This is a genomic window from Mycolicibacterium phocaicum (assembly GCF_010731115.1).
Taxonomy (GTDB): domain Bacteria; phylum Actinomycetota; class Actinomycetes; order Mycobacteriales; family Mycobacteriaceae; genus Mycobacterium; species Mycobacterium phocaicum.
Genome location: NZ_AP022616.1, coordinates 1662863 through 1684956, shown reverse-complemented (window position 1 = coordinate 1684956; position 22094 = coordinate 1662863). Strand labels below are relative to the sequence as shown.

Below are 22094 nucleotides of genomic sequence, written 5' to 3'. Positions count from 1 at the left end.
CCGACAAGTCGCTGTGACCGATGAGCAGCAAGTCACCTACCGTGACCAGCGCAATCAAAGTGACCAAAGTTTTTTCGAAGGTGGCTATGACCTCGGCATGCGACCCGAGGCGGCCACGTGCACGGCCCGTGTGCCCAGCGTGAAACAATTGCAGCCCGTGAAGACCTTCGATGCGCTATTCGCCGAGCTCAGTGAGCGAGCGAAGACCCGGCCGGCCGGCAGCGGCACCGTCGCGGCGTTGGACGCCGGGGTGCATCATCTGGGCAAGAAGATCATCGAAGAAGCCGGCGAAGTGTGGATCGCCGCGGAACACGAGAGCGATGACGAGCTGGCGGGCGAGATCAGTCAGCTCCTGTACTGGACGCAGGTATTGATGATCAAGCGCGGCCTGACCCTCGACGACGTGTACGGCAAGCTGTGACCGGCGCATCGTCCAACGGCCTCCTGCGCGTCGCCGTTCCGAACAAGGGCGCACTGAGTGAGTCGGCCGCCCACATCCTGTCCGAGGCCGGATACCGTCGCCGCACCGATCCGAAGGATCTGACGGTCGTCGACCCGGCGAACAAGGTCGAGTTCTTTTTCCTGCGGCCCAAGGACATTGCCATCTACGTGGGGTCCGGGCAGCTGGACTTCGGCATCACCGGTCGCGACCTCGCTGCCGAGTCGATGGCCCCCGTCAGCGAGCGGTTGGCCCTGGGTTTCGGATCCTCGACGTTCCGCTATGCCGCGCCAAAGGGACGGGACTGGACGGTCGCCGATCTGGCCGGCAAGCGCATCGCCAGCGCCTACCCGAACCTGGTGCGGAAAGACCTGTCCGACAAGGGGATCGAAGCCACCGTGATCCGCCTCGACGGCGCCGTGGAGATCTCGATCCAGCTCGGCGTGGCCGACGCCATCGCCGACGTCGTCGGATCCGGCCGCACTCTGGCGCTGCACAACCTGGTGGCCTTCGGTGAATCGCTGTGCGATTCGGAGGCGGTGCTGATCGAGCGCGCCGATGTCGCACCGGACCCGGCCCGCGACCAGCTCGCGGCCCGCATCCAGGGTGTGGTGTTCGGGCAGCAGTACCTGATGCTCGATTACGACTGCCCCCGCAGCGTTTTGGAGCAGGCAACGGCCATCACGCCGGGTCTCGAATCGCCGACCATCGCGCCCCTGGCTGACGCCGACTGGGTTGCGGTGCGTGCCCTGGTGCCGCGGCGGCAGGTCAACGCCATCATGGATGAGCTGGCGGCCATCGGGGCCAAGGCGATCCTGGCGTCCGATATCCGGTTCTGTCGCTTCTGACCCGTGCCGGTGTTAGCGTCCCCGTAAGGTCTGCAACCTGACGGAGGTCAAGTGACACAAGCACTGATTCTGCTGTTCGCCTTACTCATCGGTGTGGTCGCGGGCCTGCGGGCGCTGACTCCGCCCGCGGTGGTGGCCTGGGGCGCCAAGCTCGGTTGGCTGCCGCTGGTGGGTACCTGGGCCGAATGGGTCGGTAACTGGATCACGGTGACGGTGCTGACCGTCCTGTTGGTGGTCGAGTTGATCACCGATCAGCTGCCCAAGACGCCGGCGCGAACGGTGCCGGCGCAGTTCGGGGCCCGGTTGCTCACCGGGGCGTTCGCCGGTGCGGTCATCGGTGCCGGGTGGCACCATACGTTCATCGGCATGGGTGGCGGCATGATCGGCGCGGTCATCGGGACGCTGGCAGGCTTCCACGCACGTCGAATCCTGGTGGCGCGCAACGGCGGACATGACCTGCCGGTGGCGCTCGCCGAGGACGTCCTCGCGGTCGGTGGTGGCTTCGCCATAGCGGCCGTCGTGCTGAGTGCCATCGGTCCCTATGTCGTCGTCTGAGAGCACCGCGTTCGACGCCATCATCGTCGGCGCCGGACAAGCGGGACCGCCCTTGGCCGGCCGACTCACCGAAGCCGGCCAGACCGTCGCCGTCATCGAGCGCAAGCTCGTCGGCGGCACCTGCGTGAACTACGGCTGTATACCGACCAAGACTTTGGTCGCGAGCGCCTACGCCGCACACCTGGCCCGCCGCGGCGCCGACTACGGCATCGGAACCGGCGACGTCACCGTCGACATGGCAAAAGTCAAGGGCCGCAAGGACGGGATCGTCACCGAGGACCGCGAAGGCGTCGAGAGCTGGCTGGAAGGCATGAAAGGCTGCACGCTGCTACGCGGGCACGCACGCTTCCTCGATCCACACACGCTGCAGGTCGGTGACCAACAGATCACCGGTGAGAAGATTTTCCTCAACACAGGCGGCCGTGCGACGGCCCCGGATATCCCCGGTCTGACCGACGTTGATTACCTCACGAACGTCGGCATTCTCGACCTCGACACGGTGCCAGAGCACCTGGTGATCATCGGCGGCAGCTACATCGGTCTCGAGTTCGCGCAGATGTTCCGCCGGTTCGGCGCCGAGGTCACGGTCGTCGAACGCGGGCCGCGACTTGCCTCGCGCGAAGACGACGACGTCTGCGCCGCCATCAAGGACATTCTCGAACGTGAGGGCATCACAATCCACCTGGGTGCCAGCGATATTCGGGTAGCCAAAGACGGCGACGGGGTGGCGGTCAGCACCGGCAGTGCCGTTGTACCGGGCTCGCACCTGCTGGTCGCGGTCGGGCGCGTGCCCAACACCGACGACCTTGGTCTCGAAAAGGCCGGCGTGGCAACGGACTCCCGGGGATACATCACCGTCGACGATCAGCTGCGGACCACCGTCGACCACATCTGGGCCATGGGCGACTGTAACGGCAAGGGGGCGTTCACTCATACGTCGTACAACGACTTCGAGATCGTGGCGGCCAACCTGCTCGACAACGAACCGCGGCGGGTCAGTGACCGGATCCCCACCTATGCGCTGTACATCGATCCGCCGCTCGGGCGGGCCGGGTTGACCGAGGCGCAGGTTCGGGCGTCGGGGCGAAAAGCGTTGGTGGGCAAGCGCCCGATGACCCGCGTCGGCCGGGCGGTCGAAAAGGGGGAGACGCAGGGCTTCATGAAGGTCGTTGTCGACGCCGAGACCAACCAGATTCTCGGCGCCTCCATCCTCGGTGTCGGCGGCGACGAGGTGGTGCACTGCATCCTCGACCTGATGGCCGCCAAAGCCCCGTACACGACCATGACGCACACCGTGCACATCCACCCGACTGTTTCCGAGCTGGTGCCCACGATGCTCGAGGGGCTCAGGCCCCTGCAATGACAGGCTCGGTAACAGCCTGTGCCACACCGCGTCCGGCGACCAATTGCCGGGTGACCTCGGCGACGCGCCGGCCCAGGTGTTCGCACGTCGCCGTATCGGATGGGTGCACCTGGTCTGGGTTGGCGTCGACATCGGTCGCCGCCGCGGCACCCAGCCAGAACCCCAGCCGATTGAGTTCGCTGTCGCTTGCGGTGGAGTGATTCCAGCCCGGGCCCAGGCCCAGATTGACCCAATGCATGTGATGCTGGGCGGCGAAGACCGCCAGTGAGACAAGCGAATTGAGCTTGTCGCCGCTCTTACTTCCCGAGTTGGTGAACCCGGCGGCGACCTTGTCGCGCCACGCGCCCTGCTGGCAGCGACGGCCCGTCTGCTCGGCGAACGTCTGGAACGCCGCCGACACATTGCCCATGTAGGTGGCGGTGCCGAAGATGATCGCGTCGGCGGTATCCAGCGTTTGCCAGTCGTCGTCGGTGAGGTCACCCAACCGGATCAGGGTGACGGCCGCGCCGCCGGACCGGGCTCCGGCGGCGACTGCCTCGGCGAGGAACGCGGTGTGTCCGAACCCGGACTGGAAGGCGACGACAACCGAAGGCGCTTCGTGAAAGGTATTGTCCGACATCATCAACTCCTAGGGGTTCGGGCCTGCGGGCGGGGCATCGAGCGGGCTGTGTCCGGCGATCTCGGCGTATCGCTCCAGCCAGCCGGGCAGGGGAGTGCCGTCGAGCAGCGCCTGCAGTCGGTCGAGGAAAGCCTGTGTGCCGGGCCGGAATCCGTTGGCATTGGGTACGCCGAGGCCGCGATGGGTCATCCGGAGCAGAGTGCCGCTACCATCGGCGGTGAGTTCGTAGCGGACCACGCCGGGTTCGACGATCTGTTGGTGCCACTCATGCTCGAACACATGCGGCGGATCCCAGACCAGGATGCGGCCCGTCATGCGCTTCATGTCCGGTGGCACGGGCGGACCCGAGGCGACCGTCTCGATCGAGCCGCCCGCACGGCCGTCGATGACGGTCTTGCCCATCCAGACGTCGCGATGCGCGGGTTCGGTGATTGCGGCCCATACCCGCTCGACGGGGTGTTTCAGTCGCCGCTCGAATGTCAGCGTGGCGCGGTCGCCGTCCACCGTGACGACGCCCTCGAGTTCATCGGTTGTCATGTTCCTCCTCGAATGTCGAATCCAGATGCCGCTCAAGGGCGTCCAGATGGTTGGTCCAGTAGCGGCGGTAGCGGTCGATCCATTGGTCCATCTCGACCAGGCCGTCGGCGCGGAGCGCGTAGATGCGCCGTTGGGCATCGGGCCGCACCTCGACCAGCCCGACTTCCCGCAACACCCGGAGGTGACGGGACACCGTTGGTTGCGTCAGGCCGGGGAGGGTCGCGACGAGTTCACCGGCCGTGCGCTCACCCTCGGCGAGTACGTCGAGCAGGGCACGCCGGTTCGGTTCGGCGACTGCTTCGAAGACGTCCATGAAGTCAGTATGCCCAGCTATCTATATAGATGCAAGTACATATAAGACTCGGCGATACAGGTGGTGTGATTTCCGCAGCTCAGAGTGTTGTGCGGTTACGCGGTCTCACTGCGGTGCGGACTGGTCCAGGTCGGCGATGTGGAGGCCGTAGGGCACGGCTTTGACGAGCGTGACTGTCACCGGGATGCCGCTGGACAGTCGGTAGGTGCGTCGTTGCCCGGCGCACGCGCCTGCAATGGCGGCACCCAACGGGGATTCGATGGAATGGACGGGCATGTCGGCGTATTCGGCGCCCTGTACGCCGAGTAGGAACGTCTCGAAGTCCCCGGTGGCGTCGTGTCGGATGGTGACCACCATCCCGGGTTCGGCAATGCCGTCGTTGGGTGGGTCTTCGCCGACGACGGCATTGATCAGCAGGTCATGAATCTGCTGAATCCGCTTCTCCCACGCGCGTCGCACTGCTGCGGCGTTCGCGTCGATGTTCTCGTCGGCCGTTCCGGCGGAGTGAAGATAACGCAGGGTGTCCAGTTCGCGGTGCAGCCGTTCGTGGGCTTGTGGGGAAATCCAGACTCGTGTCGTGGTGGCCATGTCATTTCCATTCGTCGCGAGACCGGTTGCGCGGTAGGGCATTTCAAGTTCTTCATGTGTCGCCGTTCGGGGCATGCATTCCGTAGGGGACCGCCTTGAGTAGCGTGATGGGCACGCTGGCCCCGCTGGGGATGGAGTAGGTGCGTTGCTCGCCGACATGTGCGCCGGCGACCGCGCTGCCCAGCGGCGATTGCATGGAATACACATCGACATCGGGGTCCTCGGCACCGCGTACACCGAGCAGAAACGTCTCGATGTCCCCGGTGTCGTCGTAGCGAACGGTCAGGACCATTCCCGGTTCAGCGATCCCGTCGTCGGGCGGGTCTTCACCGACCACGGCATTGGACAGCAGATCTTGAATCTGACGCATGCGCGCTTGTCGCGCCAAGTAATTCTCGACGAGGTTGTCGTCGGTGTCCATGACGTCGCCACGAACTTCGATACCCGACCGTGAACGCAGCACGGTCAGTTCGGCCTGCAGCCGCGTATGGGCCTCACGCGTCATCCAAAGACGTTCAGTGCTGGTCATTTTCGGTGCTGTCCTTTCGTCGAAGCCGAGGTTGTCGCCAGGGGCGGGCCGGTGGTGGACGCGCCGCCCCTGACGACTGGAGCGCCCGTGGTGTGGGGCTGCACGGGCGGTGTGGACCAGTGATTGGTGGGTCTAGCGCCCCGTTCGGCGCAGCGGGTCGAATTCGCGCAGGGCTTGGGGTTGCTTGCCGGTGGTGATCTGTTCGGCCAGTAGCCGGCCGGTCACCGGTCCGTGCGCCAGTCCCCACATGCCGTGGCCGCCGGCAACGTAGACGCCGGGCGTCACCTCCCCGATGAGTGGGCGGCCGTCGGGAGTGACGGGGCGCGGGCCCACCCAGATCTCGCTGCGTTCGGCCCACCGCACGCCCTGCAGCAGGGGAGCCGCGGAGGCGACGATGGCATCGGCCCGCGCCGGTATCGCCGGGTCGTGCGGGGCGCGGAATTCCATGGTTCCCGCCACCCGCAGCGCGCCGTGGTAGGGCGTGCACGCAACCCGCACATCGGGCAGGTAGACGGGCCCACGGATGGGACGGTCCACGGGCACCGTGAACGAGTAGCCGCGACCGGCCTGCACGGGCACGCGTATCCGACTGCCAGCGAGCCGGGGTAGCCATGCGCCGGTGGCGATCACCGCGGTGTCGGCGGTCAACGGCTCGTCATTTGGCGGGTGGACGCTGACCCCGCTGCCCGAGCTGGACACGTCGCGCACCTCCAATGTGCGCATCGTTGCGCCGCGCCGCACGACTGCTTGACTCAGCGCGTGGACGAACCGGCCGGGATCGACGAAGCGTTGACCGTTGATGCTCAGGGCGGCGGTGATCGCCTGCGATGCCAGCGGCACTTGCTCGCGTAGCGCCTCGCCGGCCAGAGCGGTGACAGATATTGTCTGCCCGGCCTTTTCGAGATGCTTGAGTTCGCGCATCATGCGTTCGGCTTGTTCGGTGCTGCGGAACAGGGCGGTGATCGGGGCATCGGTCACCGGTGCGTCGACACCGTTGGCGACGAGTACGTCGAAGGCTTCGATGGCTTCTTCGTTGAGCGGCACGTTGGCGCGCACCGCCCGGTTCCACGACTCGGGCCGGCAGTTGGCGACGAAGCGCATCAAGAAGGCCCCGAGCTCGGCGTCGGCGGTCAAGGGAATGTGCAACGGGGCGGCCGGATCGACGAGGGCGCGCAGCCCATATCGCAGCACACCGGGTGAGTTCAGCGGCAGCGTCAGTGCCGGTGCGATCCAGCCGGCGTTGCCCCACGATGCTCCGGCGGCCACTCCGGTGCGGTCAACCACGGTGACATCGAGGCCGCGCTCTTGCAGGAACCACGCCGTCGACAGCCCGACGATGCCCGCACCGACCACGATCGCCGACCGGGGTCCGCCGTCAATGCGCTCGCCGCCGCTCATCACAAACCTCCGCATCCGAACTTCGTCCTTGCGTCCATGGTGGCTTCACCAGGAGAAAGGCATTTGCTGAAATCCGACAAGAGGCCGGTGCCGGGTTGTCGAGATTCGACAACGCCCTCCTGAGCGCGGTCGTGTCTCGGCGAATCGGGTAGGCGCCGGCAGCGAGCACCTCCGCGACCGGCTTCGACGTGCCGTGAGGTGCCGGAGGCGTACAGCGCCGGCTGGCGCGCTTTGTCGTGTTTCGACAGCCCGGACTGGTCAGTCGGTGTCGGTGGCGGCGAGTTCGATCATCATGGCCAGCCGCTTCTTGGCGTCGTCGAGTGGGAGATTCGTGATTTCGGCCATCTTGCGGAGCCGGTACCGCACGGTGTTCTCGTGCACTCCCAGCCGGTTACCCGCTTCGGTGGGGTCGCCCTGCGCCTCGAGCCAGGCCCGCAGGGTGGGCAGGTAGTCGGTGGCGTGGTCGCGGTCGTGCCGGCGCAGTTCGGCCACCGGCCGGCGATCGGGGGAGCGTCCTGAGCGTGCCGCACTGCGCAACCGTTGCAGCAGGATGTCGTCCCACGACTCGTCGTAGGCCGGAGGGGCGACGCCGGTCGGCGACGTCTCGTGTAGCGCCAGGCACTCGTCGGCCTCGTGGCGCGCCGCGACCAGATCAGCGACCTCTGCGGCACCACTGATACCGGCCAACAGCGTCACCCGCTCGGGCAATGCCGCCTGCAGGCTGGAAACCCACTTCCTGGCAGCTTCTGATTGTTCGCCGGGCAGCAGCGTGTACACGGTGTTGCCGGCCAGGGCACTGCGGCCCGGCCGTGACCAACCAAAGCCCGTCGTGGCTCGCTCGAACGCCAACAGCAGCGCCGCGTCGCGTTCCGCGCCGATGAACGCCTGCAGCGCAACCACCCGCAACACGGTGTGCGGCAGGCCCAGTCGGCTGGCGGCGGTGGCGGCATCGGCAGTGCCCTCCAGCAACCGGATCACCAGTTCGGATTCCACTTGCCGCTCGAGGTCCGCGCTGGCACGTGACCGCAACAGGTGCAGGGCCACCGTGTGAGCCCCGTCGGCCAACGCAGTGAGCGCGGCCCCGGCCAACGGTGTCGCGCACTCGACCCACACCGACCCCATGAGCTGACGACCCGACCGCACCGCCACCACCATGCGCCCGGTCACACCGTGAGCAGAGTCCGGGCCGACAAACAACGGTTCGTCAGAAGACTCCAAATGCGCGTACACACCCCGAGCGTCAAAGAAGGCCCGCAGCTCCTCCGGTGCCTGTCGCTCGACGATGGTCGCCACCCGCGCCGGGTCGGCGCCTCGCTGGCGCCGCGAGTACGCCAAGACCCGCGAGAGCCGGTCCTCGATGATGACCGCCCCGCCCGCGGACTCGGCCAAACTGTCGGCCAGTGCGAACAGATCCGTTGGCCCGCGACCGGATTCGGTTTCACGGCCCTCCAGGACCAGCCCGAAGATGACCGCGGCCAACTCGCTCCAGGACATCGCCGGGTCGACCACCATCACGGCTACACCTTCGGCCGCACCGGCGAATGCGGTGTCGTAGTCGCCCTCGGCGCGGACGAGTACGACCACGGCACGGGCTTGCGCCGCCCAGTGCACCGCCTGCTGCACTGATTGCGCGCCGATACCCAGCAGCACGTCACCGACGACGGCGCGGTCCTCGATGAGTTCATGCAACACCACGCTGCGCAACTCCGTGGACCGCGGGACAGGACAAAACCGCAATCGCACGCCATAGCTGCCCAGCACATTGGCTAGGCGGTCCAACGTGACCACGGGCCGCTCCCTATGCCGAATCAACCCCAGCGTATCGGTTGTCGAATGCGCCCCGGTCAACGGCGGGCTCCCTGACGCGATGACCCCGCGCCGATCCCATTACTTACGGGATCAGTTGATATCCACGGCAGCAACCGAATTCATCGTGCCTACTGCGTGGTGCAGTTGTGGACCAGAACCGCCGCGGTCACGGTCGCGACGAAGAAGACGTGGGTGTTCGCGACCGTCAGATCCCACATGTCGGCCGTGCCGAATACCGAAGTGCTACCTGCGACCTGCGCGACGCTGTCCCGGAACGGGGTGGTCAACCGATCACCGGGACGCAGGTCTTTCGCGTCAATCCATTCGGCTCCCGGCCGAATGGCTCCGCCAGTGGTGGCGGCCAGCTCGGAGACCTCGGACGGCTCTGTCTGCGCCCGGGCCGCGCTGTAGAAGGGATGCTTGGCGGTGGTGTGTACCACCGAAGTGACATCGGCGGCGTTGGTGATCGTGAGGTCGAGCAGGTCGGTGTCGTGGTTGACCAGGACCGCCTCCACCGGCTGACCGCTGGTGCGACCGGTTTCCGGGTCGACTGACCACACCCGATCGCCGACCTTGAGTTCCGCGATGGGGCGTTTGGTGCCATTGGCCATCAGGACCAGCGTGTCCGGGCCGAAGGATTGGCCCGCGCACGGAACATGCTGTGTCAGTGGGGTTGTCAGTGACTCGGCAGCCATGACCGCTGCCGGGCTGTCGGCGAATTGCTGCGCGCGCGGCGCACCTGCGTGTTGCTCTGAACGTGGGCGATCGATGCCGGCCAGCCACAGTATCCCGCAGAGGGAAAGCACGATGGTGACCATCAACGCCACCGGTACCCGCCACCAACGGCTACGACGCCACCACGACCGTTCACCCGGTACGAAGTTCACCACGACGATTCCCCTGAATACACCAGTTCTGATATCCGTCGGCAATGTCGGACACGTTCTGCAGGTGTAGTCGGGAGCCGGCCCCGAAACCGAATGCCGTCCGTCGGTGATCTAGCGCACAGGATCGATCGGGCGCGGCGGCCGTCGGAACTTGAAACCGGCGAGGGCAGGTCCGATGCAACGCTCCAGGAATGCCCCGGCGCGGGGTCACCCCTGGTCGGCGAAGGATCGGATGCGCTCCAGGGCCATCTCGATTGCCATGACCAGGTGATGGGGATCGCCGCTCGCTTTTACCCGGAGGTAGCCGCCCTGGACTCCCGCGACGAGACCGGTGGCGAGGGCTTCGGGGTCGGCGTCAGCGCGTAGCCGGCCACGTTCCTGCAGCCGTCGCATCGTCGTGGCGAGTAGTCGGCGCCATCCGGAGAAGTAGCTTGTGGCCGCTGTGCGGATGCTCTCGTTCCGATCGGCCAGCAGTGCGATCAACACCCCCAATGCCCCGCCGGGTGGGTCGCCCGATTGTCTGCTCCCTTCGACCAGGCTGTCGCGCCACACGTCGAAGCACGAGACGCTGGTGACCACAGATAATTGCCGGCTCTGAGCACTCAGTAATGCTCGGACCAGGTCATTCGGGTCTGGCGCCGCAGAGTCGTCCATGGTGAAATGCACTGGCGAACAGCTGGTTTCAAACTTCTATGCCGTAGTGTTCCCGACTTCGCGGTTTCGTCCATGTCCTCGTGACGTGGGACCGGCGCGCAGCGCCCGGGCAAGTGATCGCTCTCATAAAAGGACTATATAGTCCCTTATGTGTGGATCGGTGCTGCGACACCACCGTCGACAACTGCTATGTCGCCTGTCGAAAAAGTGACGCCTTGAGCGGAACGGTATTCTTCTTGCGGACCTCACCGTCCATCCGACGGAGCTACTCTGGTAGGAAGCCGGCAAGTCGTGAGCGCATACCGCACAGGTCGCAGTTACGCCGGTCTCGTGGCTAGGGCAGGAGCTGTGGTGACGGTGAAGAGCATGACGCGGCTGGGATCGTGTTCTCGAGACACGTCTGCGAGGTGCCGACCAGCTGCGCCGACGTCGTCAGTTGAGCCGGTAGTCTTTCGCCGATGACCAGCGGTGAGCAGCAGACGCCGCGGCGGACAACTGCCCGCGGAGAGGCGACCCGCGCACGGATGATCGCGTCCGCCGCAGAACTCATGTACGTCCGCGGCGTCAACGCCGTCACTCTCGACGACGTGCGGGCGGCGACGGGCACCAGTAAGTCTCAGCTGTACAAGCATTTTCCGGGCGGTAAGCCGGAATTGGTGCGCGCAGTGGTCGCGCTGCGCGGCGAGCAGGTCCTGGAGCGTGAAGGACAACGCTTGGCGCGATTGAAATCGATGAGTGGCCTGCGGCGATGGCGCGACGCCCTCATTCAGGGCGCCGCTCTGCAAGACGGTGCCTATGGCTGTGCCCTGGGCAACCTGGTCATCGAAGTTGCGGATCAAGACGACCAGGCCAGAACGTCGCTGTCGCAACACTTCGCGAATTGGGAAGGACTGCTGGCGAACGGTTTTCGGCGCATGATCGAGGACGGCGTCCTGCCGTCCGATGCTGACCCCGACGCGTTGGCCACGGGGCTGATGGCGGCACTGCAGGGTGGGTATCTGCTGGCTCAAGCCGAGCATGACGTGGCTCCGATGGCCACCGCGCTCGACATGGCGCTGGCCCACATCGAAAGTCTGACCGAAGCTGCCGCAGACCGGCCGGCCGGACGTGGGGCTGCGCGTGAGGCGTCCGACTCGTCAGCCAAGTCGCACAAATCGACGGCGGCCCGCCGGGTGCGCACATCTGGATCGGGCGGTACTGCCGCGGCCAGGGGCTGAGTCGCCGACACTGAAAACCGAAGCGCTCCATCGCGGCCAGACGCAGGGCCCGCCACCGACTGGCGGCAGGCCCTGCGGCTCATCTGCGGGTCGAGTGCTGTCGGGTCAGAGCGCCACGACCGGCCAATCGTTGTCGACGCGCGCCATGACGTTGAAGTAGTTCGTCATCGTGTTCAGCGCGAGGTTGGCCACCAGTTCGCCGATTTCCGACTCGGTCACGCCAGCCTCGAGGGCTGCGGTGATGTCGGCTTCGTCGATATCACCGGCGTTCTCGGCGATGCTGTTCGACAGTTTGAGCAATGCGTCCACATGCGGGTCCGCGGATTGTCCTTTCCGGGCGCTCTCGAGCTCGGCCGCGTCGACCTTGGTGACGCTGGCGCCGATGTAAGTGTGCGATGACAGGCAGTATTCGCATCCGTTGAGCTGCGCGGTGGCGATTGCCAGACGGGCGCGAACGGCCGCGGACAACGTGCCGGTGCCCACCGCGGAAAACAGCGCGAGGTAGCTCTTGAGGAGCGTCGGGCTGTGTGCCATGGCTTTCGTCATGTTGGGGGTCGCGCCCAGCGATTTCTGCACCTGGGTCAGGAGTTCGGCGGTCTTGCCGGAAGCTGCCTCGGGTTCGATGGGGGTGAAGTGAGTCATCGTGGTTCCTTTCGGACATGGGGGAACGGGTTGGTTGGGGTGGTGCAATAACTGTGGTGGTCGACTGTGCTGGCCTCCTGAGCGTCAGTGGCACGGGAAGTGTTCGGCGCCAACGGTTTTGTATGGGTGCCTTCGGCGGGATGGTCGGCGACTCCGCGCGCCTGATCGCAGTCGCTAAACGAATGTCAAGAGATCGCTGACCGCACGTCGTGGCTTCTGCGGCCAGTTCTGGGGTTGCTTCGCCCCGACCGCGACCAACATGACCGGCACCTCGTCCGCGGCCAACGCGAATTCGCGCGTGACTGCCTCCGCGTCGAACCCGATGATCGGCGTCGAACCCAGGCTCAGTGCGTTGGCCGCATAGATCAAGGCGGTTGCGCCGATCGAGCCTGTGCGCACCGCTTCGTCACGCTGACGCTGCGGATGGCCGGCGTACAAGCCACGCGCCGATTCCTCCCACTGCGGCACAGCCTCGGCGGGCATGATGCCTGCTTCCACAACGGGGGCCAGGCGCTCGGGCACCGTCGCGTGATCGGGCAACTGACCGCAGATGATGAAGGTGACGGCCGCAGCGGTGATCTTGGGCTGGTCCCACGCGATGGGCCGCAGCCGGGCCTTGGCCTCCGGCGTTCGTACGGCGATGAAACGCCAGTTCTGCAGGTGGAACGACGTCGGCGCCGTGGTCGCGATCCGTACCAGGTTGGCGATCTGGTCGTCGGTCAAGGTGAATCCCGGATCGTAGTGGCTGGTGGTACTGCGGCTCACGAGGCTCTCGATCACGGCATTGGTCATGGTCAGGTCATTGGTCACGGTGATTCCTTACCGGCGAGGGGTGGATGGTTGTCGCGGCGCAGCGCGCCCATGCAGTGAGAATAACGGACTATATAGTCCTTTTATGCCTCAAATCGCGAGGCGATTTCTTGGCAACATCGCATGGCGGGCTGGTGTGCCGTTGCGAGTTGAACAACGTGGCTAAAACCGTAAGAGGTTCCGCTTCGGGTGCGGGACGTCGTTGAAGCAGGCGGTCTGTGTCGAGGTGAGAGAAGTGCGACCACAGGAATAGAAAGGACTATATAGTCCGTTACTGCTGGTGTTGCACAACTCGCGCAGCACAGGATCACTACGGAAGGCAGCCAGGAACATGACGGTCAAAGCGAACACCCTCCCAGCCGTACTGCGGAACGCTGAGCCGGCGGTGAAATCGACCGGTTGGATATTGGCCCGCTACGGGCTTGCGCTGGTCATCGGCTGGATCGGAATCTGCAAGTTCTACCCCTATGAGGCGCACAACATCGAACCGCTCGTGGCCAACAGCCCGTTCATGGGCTGGCTCTACACCGTGTTCAGCGTGGAGACGTTCTCGACGATGTTGGGAGTGCTGGAGATCGCCACGGCACTGCTGATCATTGCCAAGCCCTGGTTCCCCGCACTCTCTGCGTTCGGAAGTGCGGTGGCGGTGCTGCTCTTCGCAAGTACCCTGTCTTTCCTGTTCACGACTCCCGGTGTGGGTGAGTCGTCAGAGGGCGGATTTCCGCTGCTGTCGATGACCGGCCAGTTCCTCATCAAAGACGTTGTGCTGATCGGTGTTTCGGTCTTGACGCTGGCCGATTCCATCGGCGCGGTCGTCCATGGCACCGCGCGTTCGGCCGAGTGAGGGGGTCAGCCAGAATGGCCGTGAAGACACTGCTCGCCACCTTGCTCGCAGCTGCGACGCTCGTACCCGTATCCAATGCGCAGCCGGCGCCATCGAATTCGGCGCAGGAGCCTGTCGTGCGTGCTGTTTTCAACGAGCCGACAAACGCCGACGGCAAATCGATGCAGGCGGTGACCGTCAGTTACCCGCCGGGCGGCAAGAGCGCCGCCCATCACCACGCCAGATCGGCATTCATCATGGCGTACGTGATTTCCGGCGCGATTCGTAGCCAGGTCGAAGGCGAACCGGCACGGGTCTACCACGCCGGTGAAGCATGGCGTGAGACTCCCGGTGCCCATCACATCATCAGTGAAAATGCCAGTGCCACAGAGCCTGCCGAACTTCTCGCGGTGTTCCTGGTCGATACGGGAGACGGTCCCCTCAGCACCGACGATGCCGCCATGAACTGAGATGGACGGCGGCCCGCCGGTCCCGCGACGCCGGCTCAAGGACTCGAAAAATGTCACAAAACAACGCAATTCGAAAGACATCTCACGAAGTTAAAAGTCAAGCCGCGGCCGGGAGTGGAGGTGGAAACGCTTGATGTTCGTTGTAGAGCTGGCCGGTGTGCAGGCAGTGATGCAGTTGGCCGAGGAATTTGTTGAACAGGTGCCGTTGGGCTTGGTGGTTCCAGTCTCCGGCGGCGCGGCGGGCGTCGAAGTGCCGGCGGGCTCCTGGGGAGGCGCGCAGCGAGGCCAGGGCCCAGATCGGCCCGACGGCGTTGAGTCGCCGGTTTTTGATATGACGGTGCAGGACAACGGTTTTCTTGCCGCTGGCTCGTGTGATCGGCGCCGATCCGGCGAACGCTTTCAAGCCGCGGGCGTCGGGGAACCGGGTGCGGTCATCACCGATCTCGGCGAGCACCCGGGCACCGGCGAGCATCCCCAGCCCGGGGAAGCTGGTGATGATCGCGGCGTCCGGGTGCTGATCAAAATGGGCGGTCGCCGCCTCGGTCAACGCATCGGTCGCGGCGCAGGCCGCGTCGAACTGGCCCAGCAGCGCCGTCAGGTGAATGCCCATCGCGTTTTCCACCACCGCCGGCTGGTGCAGGTAGGTGTCGCCGAACACCTCACGCAGGCGTGTCACGTCGCGGTCGAGGTAGCGCTGGCGGCCAGCTTTGATCAGCAGCCGGCGCAACCTGGCGGGGGTCAGCTTGGCGGCCTGGGCCGGGTCGGCGCCGCGGTCAGGATGGCCCGGGCATCGGGGCGGGCCAGCCCGCCGTCGAGGCCGTCGAACGCCACCAGCGCGGCGGGGTAGAACTCTTTGAGCAGATCACGGATCTGGTTGCCGACCTGCCCGCGGGCCCACACCGCGTCCTGCTGGGCGCGGGCCAGGACCCGGATCGCTTGGGCCAGTTCGGTATCGGCCGGCAACGCGCGATGCGCGGTGGGATCGGTGCGGATGATGTTGGCCAGCAGCACCGCGTCGGTGGCATCGGATTTGGCGCCCGACACCGAGTACCGGGCCCGGTAGCGGGACGCGGCCAGCGGGTTGATCGGGTAGATCACCCGGCCGGTTTCCCGCAGCGCTGCCACGAACAGGCCGCGGTCGGTTTCGATACCGACCGGGATCGGATGCTCAGCGCTGTCACCGACCTCGGCCAGCAGGGCCAGCAGGGCGGTGAACCCGGCGGCGTCGTTGTTGACCCGGCCGCGGGCCACCACCTTGCCCTCATCGTTGATCACCGCGACATCGTGATGGGCTGTGGCCCAATCGATTCCGCAATACAAACCCAATGTTGTCTCACTCCTTCGATCTGTGGTCGTGCCGTTACCGGTGGACTCACGCGGCGCCCTAATCGTGGGACTCAAAGGTCCGTCATCTCACTAGCCGTCCGTGACTCCAGCGCACCGCAGGACTTCGTTCTATCGAAGAGCTCAAAGCTCGGGAACCATCATCGGGAAGTCAACCCTGCGGCAGGCTCGGGCAACGGAATCCCACCACCACCGAACAGGGTCTGCTGCCAGGCGCGCCGTTCTTTCGTAAGTCGTCGAACGACGGGACACATCAGGCATCACCTGGCAACAGACCCCGTCAGGAACAAACCCCGGTCATCAGGACCGGTAATCCATCCCTACTAAACGATTAGGACGATCATGAAAATTGTTGTCATCGGCGGCCGTGGGCTCATCGGCGCCAAGGTATCGACCATCCTCACCGCGCAGGGGCACGATGTGGTTGCCGCGTCCCGCCGGTCGGGTGTCGACGCACTCACCGGAGAGGGTCTCACCGGTGCGCTGGCGGGCGCGGACGTCGTCGTCGATGTCTCCGACTCACCGTTGTTCGAAGACGAGGCGGTGATGCATTACTTCACCACAACGACCACGAATCTCCTGGCCGCCGAACGTGAAGTCGGTGTTGGGCACCACGTGGCCCTGTCGGTCGTCGGAGCGCACACGACGCCCGATAGCGGCTACAACACTGCCAAAGGAGCCCAGGAAAACCGGATCCAGGATTCCGGCCAGCCGTACTCGATCGTTCGCGCTACGCCGTTCTACGAATTCGTGGGCGGCCTGGCCGACTCGGCCACCGATGGGGACGTTGTGACCTTGCCGCACGCCGCGTTTCGCCCGATCGCCGCCGACGATGTGGCGGCCGCCGTGGCCGGTGCCGCTGTTGGCAGCCCCACCAACGGGGTGGTGGAGGTTGTCGGTCCGGAAGCGATTGGGATGGACGACTTTGTCCGCACGGGTCTCGCGGCGGCCGGCGATCCTCGCCGGATCGTGACCGACGCCCGCGCGCCGTACTTCGGGGCAGTGATCGATGATCTCTCGCTCGCGCCAGGCGGCAATGCCACCATCTGCACGACACGCTTCGCCGACTGGCTCGCCGCGAACTCCGTTCGCCACTGCTAGACCCGGGCGGTGGAAAGGAGATCGGCAACCTATGCCTGCTGTGCCACCGGAGCGCGTGAATCCGGCTCGTGTGCGGTGCCCGTCGCGACGGCCGGCGGCTGAAACCGTCGGCCGGGTAGCGCAATGACACCGGCGGCAGCCGCCGCGTAGCACAGTGCCGCGACGACCGTGCACGCCGTGGTGATGCCGCTGAGGAACGAATGTTGCACGGCGACAAGGAGTTCGGGGTGCGCGGCGGCGATGCCGAACGCGGTCGGTACGGAGTCGCCGGCCTCGCTGGCCTTTCCGGTTGCGGCGAATGCGCTGTCGGCGAGGCGGGCACTGAAGATCGAGGAAAAGAGTGAGCCGACGATGGCCACGCCGAGTGTGGCACCCAGCTCGCGCGTGGCGTCGTTGACCGCCGAACCGATACCGGCCCGGGCCGGCGGCAGCACGAGCATGATGGATTCTGTTGCGGGAGTGGAGACCAGGCCGATGCCCAGGCCCATGAGCACCATCTGCGCAACGATGGTGGCCCAATAGAGGGTGTCGGTGTCGATGCTCCCGGCAATCCAGGCCATCGCAGTGCCGAAGGACGCCAGTCCGCTGACCGCCACGGCGCGGGTGCCGACGCGTGGGGCGAGCAAGCCGCCGGCGATGGAACCGATCGCGATGGAGCCGGCGACGGGCAGGATGCGGGCGCCGGTCGAGAAAGGGCTGAACCCGCGCAGCACCTGAAAGTACTGCGTGATCAGAAAGATGAAGCCGGACAACGCGAAGAAGGTGACGGCCACCGACGCGCTGGCGGCGCTGAATCTGCGGTCGGTGAACAACCGGACATCGAGCATGGGGTGCTCTGCTGACTGCTCGATCGTCACGAAAGCCAGCGTCAGCGCTGCCGCGGCGACGAAGCCGAACAGTGTCGCGGGGTTGTGCCAGCCTCGGGCAGGGGCTTCGATGATGGTGTAGACGAGCACTCCGAGCAATGCGGTCGAGGTGACTAAGCCCCGGATGTCGAGCGGTGGCACGCCCGGGTCGCGTGATTCCGGGACGAGGAAAAACCCGAGAACCACTGCCAGCAGGGCCAACGGGATGAGTGCCCAGAAGACGCTGCTCCACGAGAAGTGTTCGAGCAGAAGGCCTCCCGTGACCGGGCCGGCGGCGACACCGACGCCGACCACCGCGCCCCAGCCGCCCAGTGCCGCGGCACGTTGGCGTCGGTCAGAGAAGGTGTTGGTGATGATCGACAGGGTGGTGGGGAAGATCAGCGCGGCGAAAACTCCCATGCCGAACCGCGCCGCGACGAGGGACCCGGTGCTGGTGGCCAGTGCGCCCATCCCACTGGTGACAGCGAATCCGAGCAGGCCGATCAGCAGCGCCGGCCGGCGACCGTAGCGGTCCGACAAGCTGCCTGCTGCCAAGACGAGGGCCGCGAAGGTCAGGGTGTAGCCGTCGACGACCCATTGCAGGCCGCGGGTATCGGCGTGCAGTTGGGTCGCGATGCTGGGCAAGGCGACGTTGACGATCGTCACATCGAGATTGATGGCCAGGACTGCTACGTAGACGGCAGTCAGAATGCCCGCCTTGCGGCGCGGGTCGTTTTGTCGGTCTGGGATTGTCATGGCAACCTCCGCTCGGTAGTTGATATAATCAGGTGTACTTTAAAAAATCAAGTGAGTGATGATGAGTAAAGATTACGGCCAGTACTGCGGACTCGCCAGGGCATTGGACGTGGTGGGTGACAGGTGGAACCTGCTGATCGTCCGCCAGCTCCTGATCGGGCCGGCGCGCTTCGGTGAGCTACGTGAGGGGCTGCCGGGGATCGCGACGAACCTGCTGACCGACCGGCTCCGCGATCTCGAATCGGCTGGTGTGGTGGCACGGCGCCTGTCCGACGAGGCCAACGCGATCACGTACGCCCTCACTGACTGGGGCGCCCAATTACGGGAGCCGATCTACGCCATGATCCGCTGGTCGACGCCGTTGATGATCCGCGGTCCGGAGGGCGATTCCTTCCGCGCCGACGGGCTGCTGCTGGCGCTGCCGGCCTTGTTGTCCGCGCGTGTGCCCGGTGATCGGCCGACCACGGTGGGAATCGTCGTGGACGGTGTGACCGTCCAACTGAGCGCGGCCGAGGCCGGCATCGACGTGGGCTGGCCCGACGGGCGCAAGCTCGACGCCGTGCTGACGGCCGAGGCGCAGATCGTTCTCGGGCTCGCGGCAGGCTTGCTCGCCCTTGACGACGTCGCCCCGCTCGTCGACATCACCGGCGACCTCGCGGCGTTGCGCGTCTTCTTCGAGGCGCCCACGTCCGCCGTCGACGTCGCGAAGTGATCGCGGGACGTCAGCGCCGCTGGACCAACAGCGTCTGCGCTGACGTCCCGAAGAAGCCCTGTTCGTCGAACAGCTCGGCCGTCGTCGAGCCGAGGCCGTCGGGGCCGATCGAGCCGCGGGCCCGGAGACAGAACTCCGGGCAGACGGGGGCGCGGTGCAGGTGCACCGTGGTGTCGGTGTTCATGAACATGAATTCGTTCGGATCCAGCGCCGCGCCAACGCCATTCGCGGAATCGACGACCATCGCCAGCTGCTGCAGGTCAGTCGTCTTCTCGTCATCGACCAGCGATATCAGCGGCCGCATCCACACCACCGACGCGTTGGCGTCGTCGGGCTGCGGCACCCAGGTGACGGTCTCCAGATAGCCGGGCCGGCCCTGCCAGTGATGCCGGAAACCGGTGTCGGGCAACCGGGGCATCGGCGGGTACCGATCGAGGACCGCGTCGCGCGTGTCGGTCACCGCAAGAAGCCACGCCGACATCCGGGCCACCGCGCGTTCGGAACCGTCGCGCTGCGCGGCCGTCATCTCCGCGGTCATCATGCAGATGCGCGAGCCGGGCCGCGACACCCAGGCCCGAACCGCAACGGGCGCAACAGGAATGGCGCCGAGGATGTCGAGGGTCAGCCGGCCCACCTGCATACCGCTACCGGCGGCCAGCTCTTCGATGGCCTTGGTCAGCAATGCCAGCGGCGGCGACCCGTGCTGGATGCTCTCATCCCAGTTGCTGCCGGTGCCTTCGGTCGATTCGAAGCGCTGCAGGTCGCCGTCGGCGTCCAGCCGACGGTAGTAACAGTCGATCATGCGGCCCCGAAGTTCTCGGGCCAGCCGGGGTACGGCGGGGGAGTGCCGCCGAAGGCGGGGCACAGATCCTGGTGCGTGCACCACGAACACAGCTTGGACGGGTTGGGCCGGAAATCACCGGTCTCGCCCGACTTCTGGATGGCGTGCCAGATGGCCATCAGGGTCTTCTCGAACCTTTCCAACTCGGCCAGATCAGGGCTGTAGTCCAGCACCTGACTGTCGGCGAGGTACAGCAGCCGCAGCCGCGCGGGTACCACGCCCCGCAGCCGGAGCAGCGCCACCGCGTAGAACTTCATCTGGAACATGGCCTTGAACTCGGCCAGCGCCCGCGCTTCGGGCGGGGCCTTCCCGGTCTTGTAGTCGACCACGCGGAGCTCACCGGTCGGCGCGACGTCGATCCGGTCGACGAAACCGCGCAGCAGGGTGCCGTCGGACAACTCGACCTCGACGCGTTGTTCGCAGCTCTGCGGATCGAAGCGTGTCGGATCCTCGAGCCGGTAGTAGCCCGACAGCAGGGCCCGCGCCTCTTTGAGCAGCGTCTCCCGCAGTTCGGGCGCGATCTCCTCGGCCAACTCGGGCTTCTCCGCCACCACGGCGTCCCACGCCGGTGTCACCAGGGACAGCGCGGTCTCCGGCACACGATCAGTGGCCGGCAGCGCATACAGCTGCTCCAAGGCGGCGTGCACCACCGAGCCCCGCAGCTGCGCGGTCGACGGTGGCTCGGGCAGCCGGTCGATGGCCCGGAACCGGTACAGCAGCGGACACTGTTTGAAGTCACCGGCCCGCGACGGCGACAGCGCCGGCCGCCGGGTGGGCGCAGTGGGGGTGGTCATGCCAGCAGCTTAAGTGGGGGCAACGACAAAGTTGCCGAACCCCGGCCGTCCGCCCGGACGGGTCGGCTGGCAGGCTGGCCCGGTGAGAATCACCGGACCCTTCACCGTCGGCGACCGCGTCCAACTGACCGACGCCAAAGGCCGGCACTACACGATGGTGCTGGCGACGGGCGGAGAATTCCACACCCATCGGGGCGTCATCGCCCACGATTCGGTGATCGACCAGCCCGAGGGCAGCGTCGTGAAATCCACCAACGGCGACCCGTTCCTGGTGCTGCGTCCGCTGCTGATCGACTACGTCCTCTCGATGCCGCGCGGCGCGCAGGTGATCTACCCCAAGGACGCCGCGCAGATCGTGCACGAGGGCGACATCTTCCCGGGGGCAAGGGTTTTGGAGGCCGGCGCGGGTTCCGGCGCGCTGACGTGTTCGCTGCTGCGCGCCGTCGGCCCGGGCGGCTCTGTGACGTCCTATGAAGTGCGCGACGACCATGCGGTGCACGCGGTGCGCAACGTCGAGACCTTCTTCGGCGAACGGCCGGAGAACTGGAACCTGGTCATCGCCGACCTCAATGACTACGACGGTGGCGAGGTCGATCGGGTGGTGCTCGACATGCTCGCGCCGTGGGACGTGCTGGAGACGGTGTCGAAGGCGCTGGTCCCGGGCGGCGTCCTGATCGTCTACGTCGCGACGGTCACGCAGCTGTCGAAGACGGTCGAGGCGCTGCGTGAGCAGCAGTGCTGGACCGAGCCGCGGTCGTGGGAGTCGCTGCAGCGCGGCTGGGACGTCGTCGGACTCGCGGTGCGCCCGCAGCATTCGATGCGGGGCCACACCGCGTTCCTGATCAGCGCGCGCCGCCTCGCGCCGGGGGCGGTGACGCCGCAGCCGCTGCGGCGCAAGCGCAACATCTAGTCCTCGCTGCTGACGAGGCCGCGCCGCGCGGACAGCAGCTCGATCTCCGGGCGTCCCGCAACCTGACGTTCGGCGGCATCGAGCACCTCGACGACGTGGTGGCGGTCAGCGGCGACGACCGACACCCCGATGGCCGCCCGGCGGTGCAGATCCTGATTTCCGCTCTCGGCTGCGGACACGTAGAACTTGCGCTGCAGTTCGGCGATGATCGGCCGGATCACCGAGCGCTTCTCTTTCAGCGAGTGCACATCGCCCAGCAACAGGTCGAATTCCAGCCAGCCGACCCACAT

25 protein-coding genes and 1 pseudogene are annotated in these 22094 nt (G+C 66.1%); 10 read left to right on the top strand and 16 right to left on the bottom strand.

Annotated elements, in window-relative coordinates; translation table 11 throughout:
• Positions 1–139: 139 nt before the first annotated feature.
• Genes G6N46_RS08170 through G6N46_RS08155 form a run of 4 tightly spaced genes read left to right on the top strand, consistent with a single transcriptional unit; the run spans position 140 to position 3205 of the window.
• Positions 140–421: a phosphoribosyl-ATP diphosphatase gene (locus tag G6N46_RS08170; RefSeq protein ID WP_029105736.1), complete on the top strand. Its 282-nt coding sequence runs from the start codon at positions 140–142 to the stop codon at positions 419–421.
• Positions 418–1287 (top strand): ATP phosphoribosyltransferase, encoded by an 870-nt coding sequence (gene hisG, locus G6N46_RS08165; protein WP_061007418.1) that lies wholly within the window; start codon positions 418–420, stop codon positions 1285–1287. The genes G6N46_RS08170 and hisG overlap by 4 nt, the downstream gene beginning before the upstream one ends.
• A 51-nt stretch (positions 1288–1338) precedes the next feature.
• Complete coding sequence (locus tag G6N46_RS08160) at positions 1339–1842, top strand: DUF4126 family protein (RefSeq protein ID WP_138248688.1); 504 nt, start codon at positions 1339–1341, stop codon at positions 1840–1842.
• Entirely contained in the window at positions 1829–3205 is a 1377-nt protein-coding gene (locus G6N46_RS08155; RefSeq protein ID WP_138248689.1) for an FAD-containing oxidoreductase, read from the top strand. The genes G6N46_RS08160 and G6N46_RS08155 overlap by 14 nt, the downstream gene beginning before the upstream one ends.
• Here the strand turns inward: G6N46_RS08155 and G6N46_RS08150 are convergent.
• From G6N46_RS08150 to G6N46_RS08110, 9 genes are all read right to left on the bottom strand, one after another.
• Entirely contained in the window at positions 3189–3824 is a 636-nt protein-coding gene (locus G6N46_RS08150) for a flavodoxin family protein (protein WP_138248690.1), read from the bottom strand. The two genes, G6N46_RS08155 and G6N46_RS08150, sit on opposite strands and share 17 nt — an antisense overlap.
• A gap of 9 nt (positions 3825–3833) precedes the next feature.
• Complete coding sequence (locus tag G6N46_RS08145) at positions 3834–4361, bottom strand: SRPBCC family protein (RefSeq protein ID WP_064857749.1); 528 nt, start codon at positions 4359–4361, stop codon at positions 3834–3836.
• Positions 4348–4674, bottom strand: coding sequence for an ArsR/SmtB family transcription factor (locus G6N46_RS08140; RefSeq protein WP_020103692.1), 327 nt, complete (start codon positions 4672–4674; stop codon positions 4348–4350). Before G6N46_RS08140 ends, G6N46_RS08145 begins: the two co-directional genes overlap by 14 nt.
• 105 nt (positions 4675–4779) lie before the next feature.
• Positions 4780–5262, bottom strand: coding sequence for a GreA/GreB family elongation factor (locus G6N46_RS08135; protein WP_061007413.1), 483 nt, complete (start codon positions 5260–5262; stop codon positions 4780–4782).
• 52 nt (positions 5263–5314) lie between these two features.
• Positions 5315–5791: a GreA/GreB family elongation factor gene (locus G6N46_RS08130; RefSeq protein ID WP_061007412.1), complete on the bottom strand. Its 477-nt coding sequence runs from the start codon at positions 5789–5791 to the stop codon at positions 5315–5317.
• Positions 5792–5923: 132 nt separating this feature from the next.
• Positions 5924–7189 (bottom strand): NAD(P)/FAD-dependent oxidoreductase, encoded by a 1266-nt coding sequence (locus tag G6N46_RS08125; protein WP_138248691.1) that lies wholly within the window; start codon positions 7187–7189, stop codon positions 5924–5926.
• Positions 7190–7447: 258 nt separating this feature from the next.
• Positions 7448–8977, bottom strand: coding sequence for a PucR family transcriptional regulator (locus G6N46_RS08120; protein ID WP_061007410.1), 1530 nt, complete (start codon positions 8975–8977; stop codon positions 7448–7450).
• Positions 8978–9126: 149 nt separating this feature from the next.
• Complete coding sequence (locus G6N46_RS08115) at positions 9127–9693, bottom strand: Hint domain-containing protein (protein ID WP_163692645.1); 567 nt, start codon at positions 9691–9693, stop codon at positions 9127–9129.
• 399 nt (positions 9694–10092) lie between these two features.
• Positions 10093–10539, bottom strand: coding sequence for a TetR family transcriptional regulator C-terminal domain-containing protein (locus G6N46_RS08110; RefSeq protein WP_131808714.1), 447 nt, complete (start codon positions 10537–10539; stop codon positions 10093–10095).
• A 458-nt stretch (positions 10540–10997) separates the two neighbouring features.
• On the opposite strand from G6N46_RS08110, the gene G6N46_RS08105 reads away from it, so the two are divergent.
• Positions 10998–11756 carry a TetR/AcrR family transcriptional regulator gene (locus G6N46_RS08105; protein ID WP_064858425.1) on the top strand — a complete coding sequence of 253 codons (759 nt, stop codon included), beginning with the start codon at positions 10998–11000 and terminating at the stop codon, positions 11754–11756.
• 105 nt (positions 11757–11861) lie between these two features.
• Here the strand turns inward: G6N46_RS08105 and G6N46_RS08100 are convergent, their stop codons facing one another.
• Together G6N46_RS08100 and G6N46_RS08095 are read right to left on the bottom strand one after the other, a co-directional pair.
• Positions 11862–12398 (bottom strand): carboxymuconolactone decarboxylase family protein, encoded by a 537-nt coding sequence (locus G6N46_RS08100; protein WP_138248693.1) that lies wholly within the window; start codon positions 12396–12398, stop codon positions 11862–11864.
• Positions 12399–12572: 174 nt separating this feature from the next.
• Positions 12573–13208, bottom strand: a complete 636-nt coding sequence (locus G6N46_RS08095) for a nitroreductase family protein (protein WP_197746718.1) — start codon at positions 13206–13208, stop codon at positions 12573–12575.
• A gap of 331 nt (positions 13209–13539) precedes the next feature.
• Between G6N46_RS08095 and G6N46_RS08090 the strand changes: the two genes are divergently transcribed.
• Both G6N46_RS08090 and G6N46_RS08085 read left to right on the top strand, forming a co-directional pair.
• Complete coding sequence (locus G6N46_RS08090; protein WP_138248694.1) at positions 13540–14052, top strand: YkgB family protein; 513 nt, start codon at positions 13540–13542, stop codon at positions 14050–14052.
• Positions 14053–14066: 14 nt separating this feature from the next.
• Entirely contained in the window at positions 14067–14501 is a 435-nt protein-coding gene (locus tag G6N46_RS08085) for a cupin domain-containing protein (RefSeq protein WP_138248695.1), read from the top strand.
• A 97-nt stretch (positions 14502–14598) separates the two neighbouring features.
• Here G6N46_RS08085 and G6N46_RS08080 read toward each other — a convergent pair.
• Positions 14599–15821: pseudogene (locus G6N46_RS08080) on the bottom strand (IS110 family RNA-guided transposase).
• Between the two features lie 366 nt (positions 15822–16187).
• Between G6N46_RS08080 and G6N46_RS08075 the strand changes: the two are divergent.
• Positions 16188–16946 carry an SDR family oxidoreductase gene (locus G6N46_RS08075; RefSeq protein ID WP_138248704.1) on the top strand — a complete coding sequence of 253 codons (759 nt, stop codon included), beginning with the start codon at positions 16188–16190 and terminating at the stop codon, positions 16944–16946.
• Between the two features lie 29 nt (positions 16947–16975).
• On the opposite strand, the gene G6N46_RS08070 is transcribed toward G6N46_RS08075, so the two are convergent.
• Positions 16976–18547 carry an MFS transporter gene (locus tag G6N46_RS08070; protein ID WP_138248705.1) on the bottom strand — a complete coding sequence of 524 codons (1572 nt, stop codon included), beginning with the start codon at positions 18545–18547 and terminating at the stop codon, positions 16976–16978.
• 61 nt (positions 18548–18608) lie between these two features.
• Between G6N46_RS08070 and G6N46_RS08065 the strand changes: the two genes are divergently transcribed.
• Positions 18609–19259: a winged helix-turn-helix transcriptional regulator gene (locus tag G6N46_RS08065; RefSeq protein ID WP_138248706.1), complete on the top strand. Its 651-nt coding sequence runs from the start codon at positions 18609–18611 to the stop codon at positions 19257–19259.
• A 10-nt stretch (positions 19260–19269) separates the two neighbouring features.
• Here the strand turns inward: G6N46_RS08065 and G6N46_RS08060 are convergent, their stop codons facing one another.
• A complete protein-coding gene (locus G6N46_RS08060; RefSeq protein ID WP_138248707.1) occupies positions 19270–20061 on the bottom strand; it encodes a thioesterase family protein in 792 nt (263 codons plus the stop codon).
• Positions 20058–20894 (bottom strand): RecB family exonuclease, encoded by an 837-nt coding sequence (locus tag G6N46_RS08055; protein ID WP_061001621.1) that lies wholly within the window; start codon positions 20892–20894, stop codon positions 20058–20060. The genes G6N46_RS08060 and G6N46_RS08055 overlap by 4 nt, the downstream gene beginning before the upstream one ends.
• Before the next feature lie 82 nt (positions 20895–20976).
• Here G6N46_RS08055 and G6N46_RS08050 point away from each other — a divergent pair, with 82 nt between their 5' ends.
• Positions 20977–21804, top strand: a complete 828-nt coding sequence (locus G6N46_RS08050) for a tRNA (adenine-N1)-methyltransferase (RefSeq protein WP_138248708.1) — start codon at positions 20977–20979, stop codon at positions 21802–21804.
• Here G6N46_RS08050 and G6N46_RS08045 read toward each other — a convergent pair.
• Positions 21801–22094 (bottom strand): DUF503 domain-containing protein, encoded by a 294-nt coding sequence (locus G6N46_RS08045; protein ID WP_138248709.1) that lies wholly within the window; start codon positions 22092–22094, stop codon positions 21801–21803. The two genes, G6N46_RS08050 and G6N46_RS08045, sit on opposite strands and share 4 nt — an antisense overlap.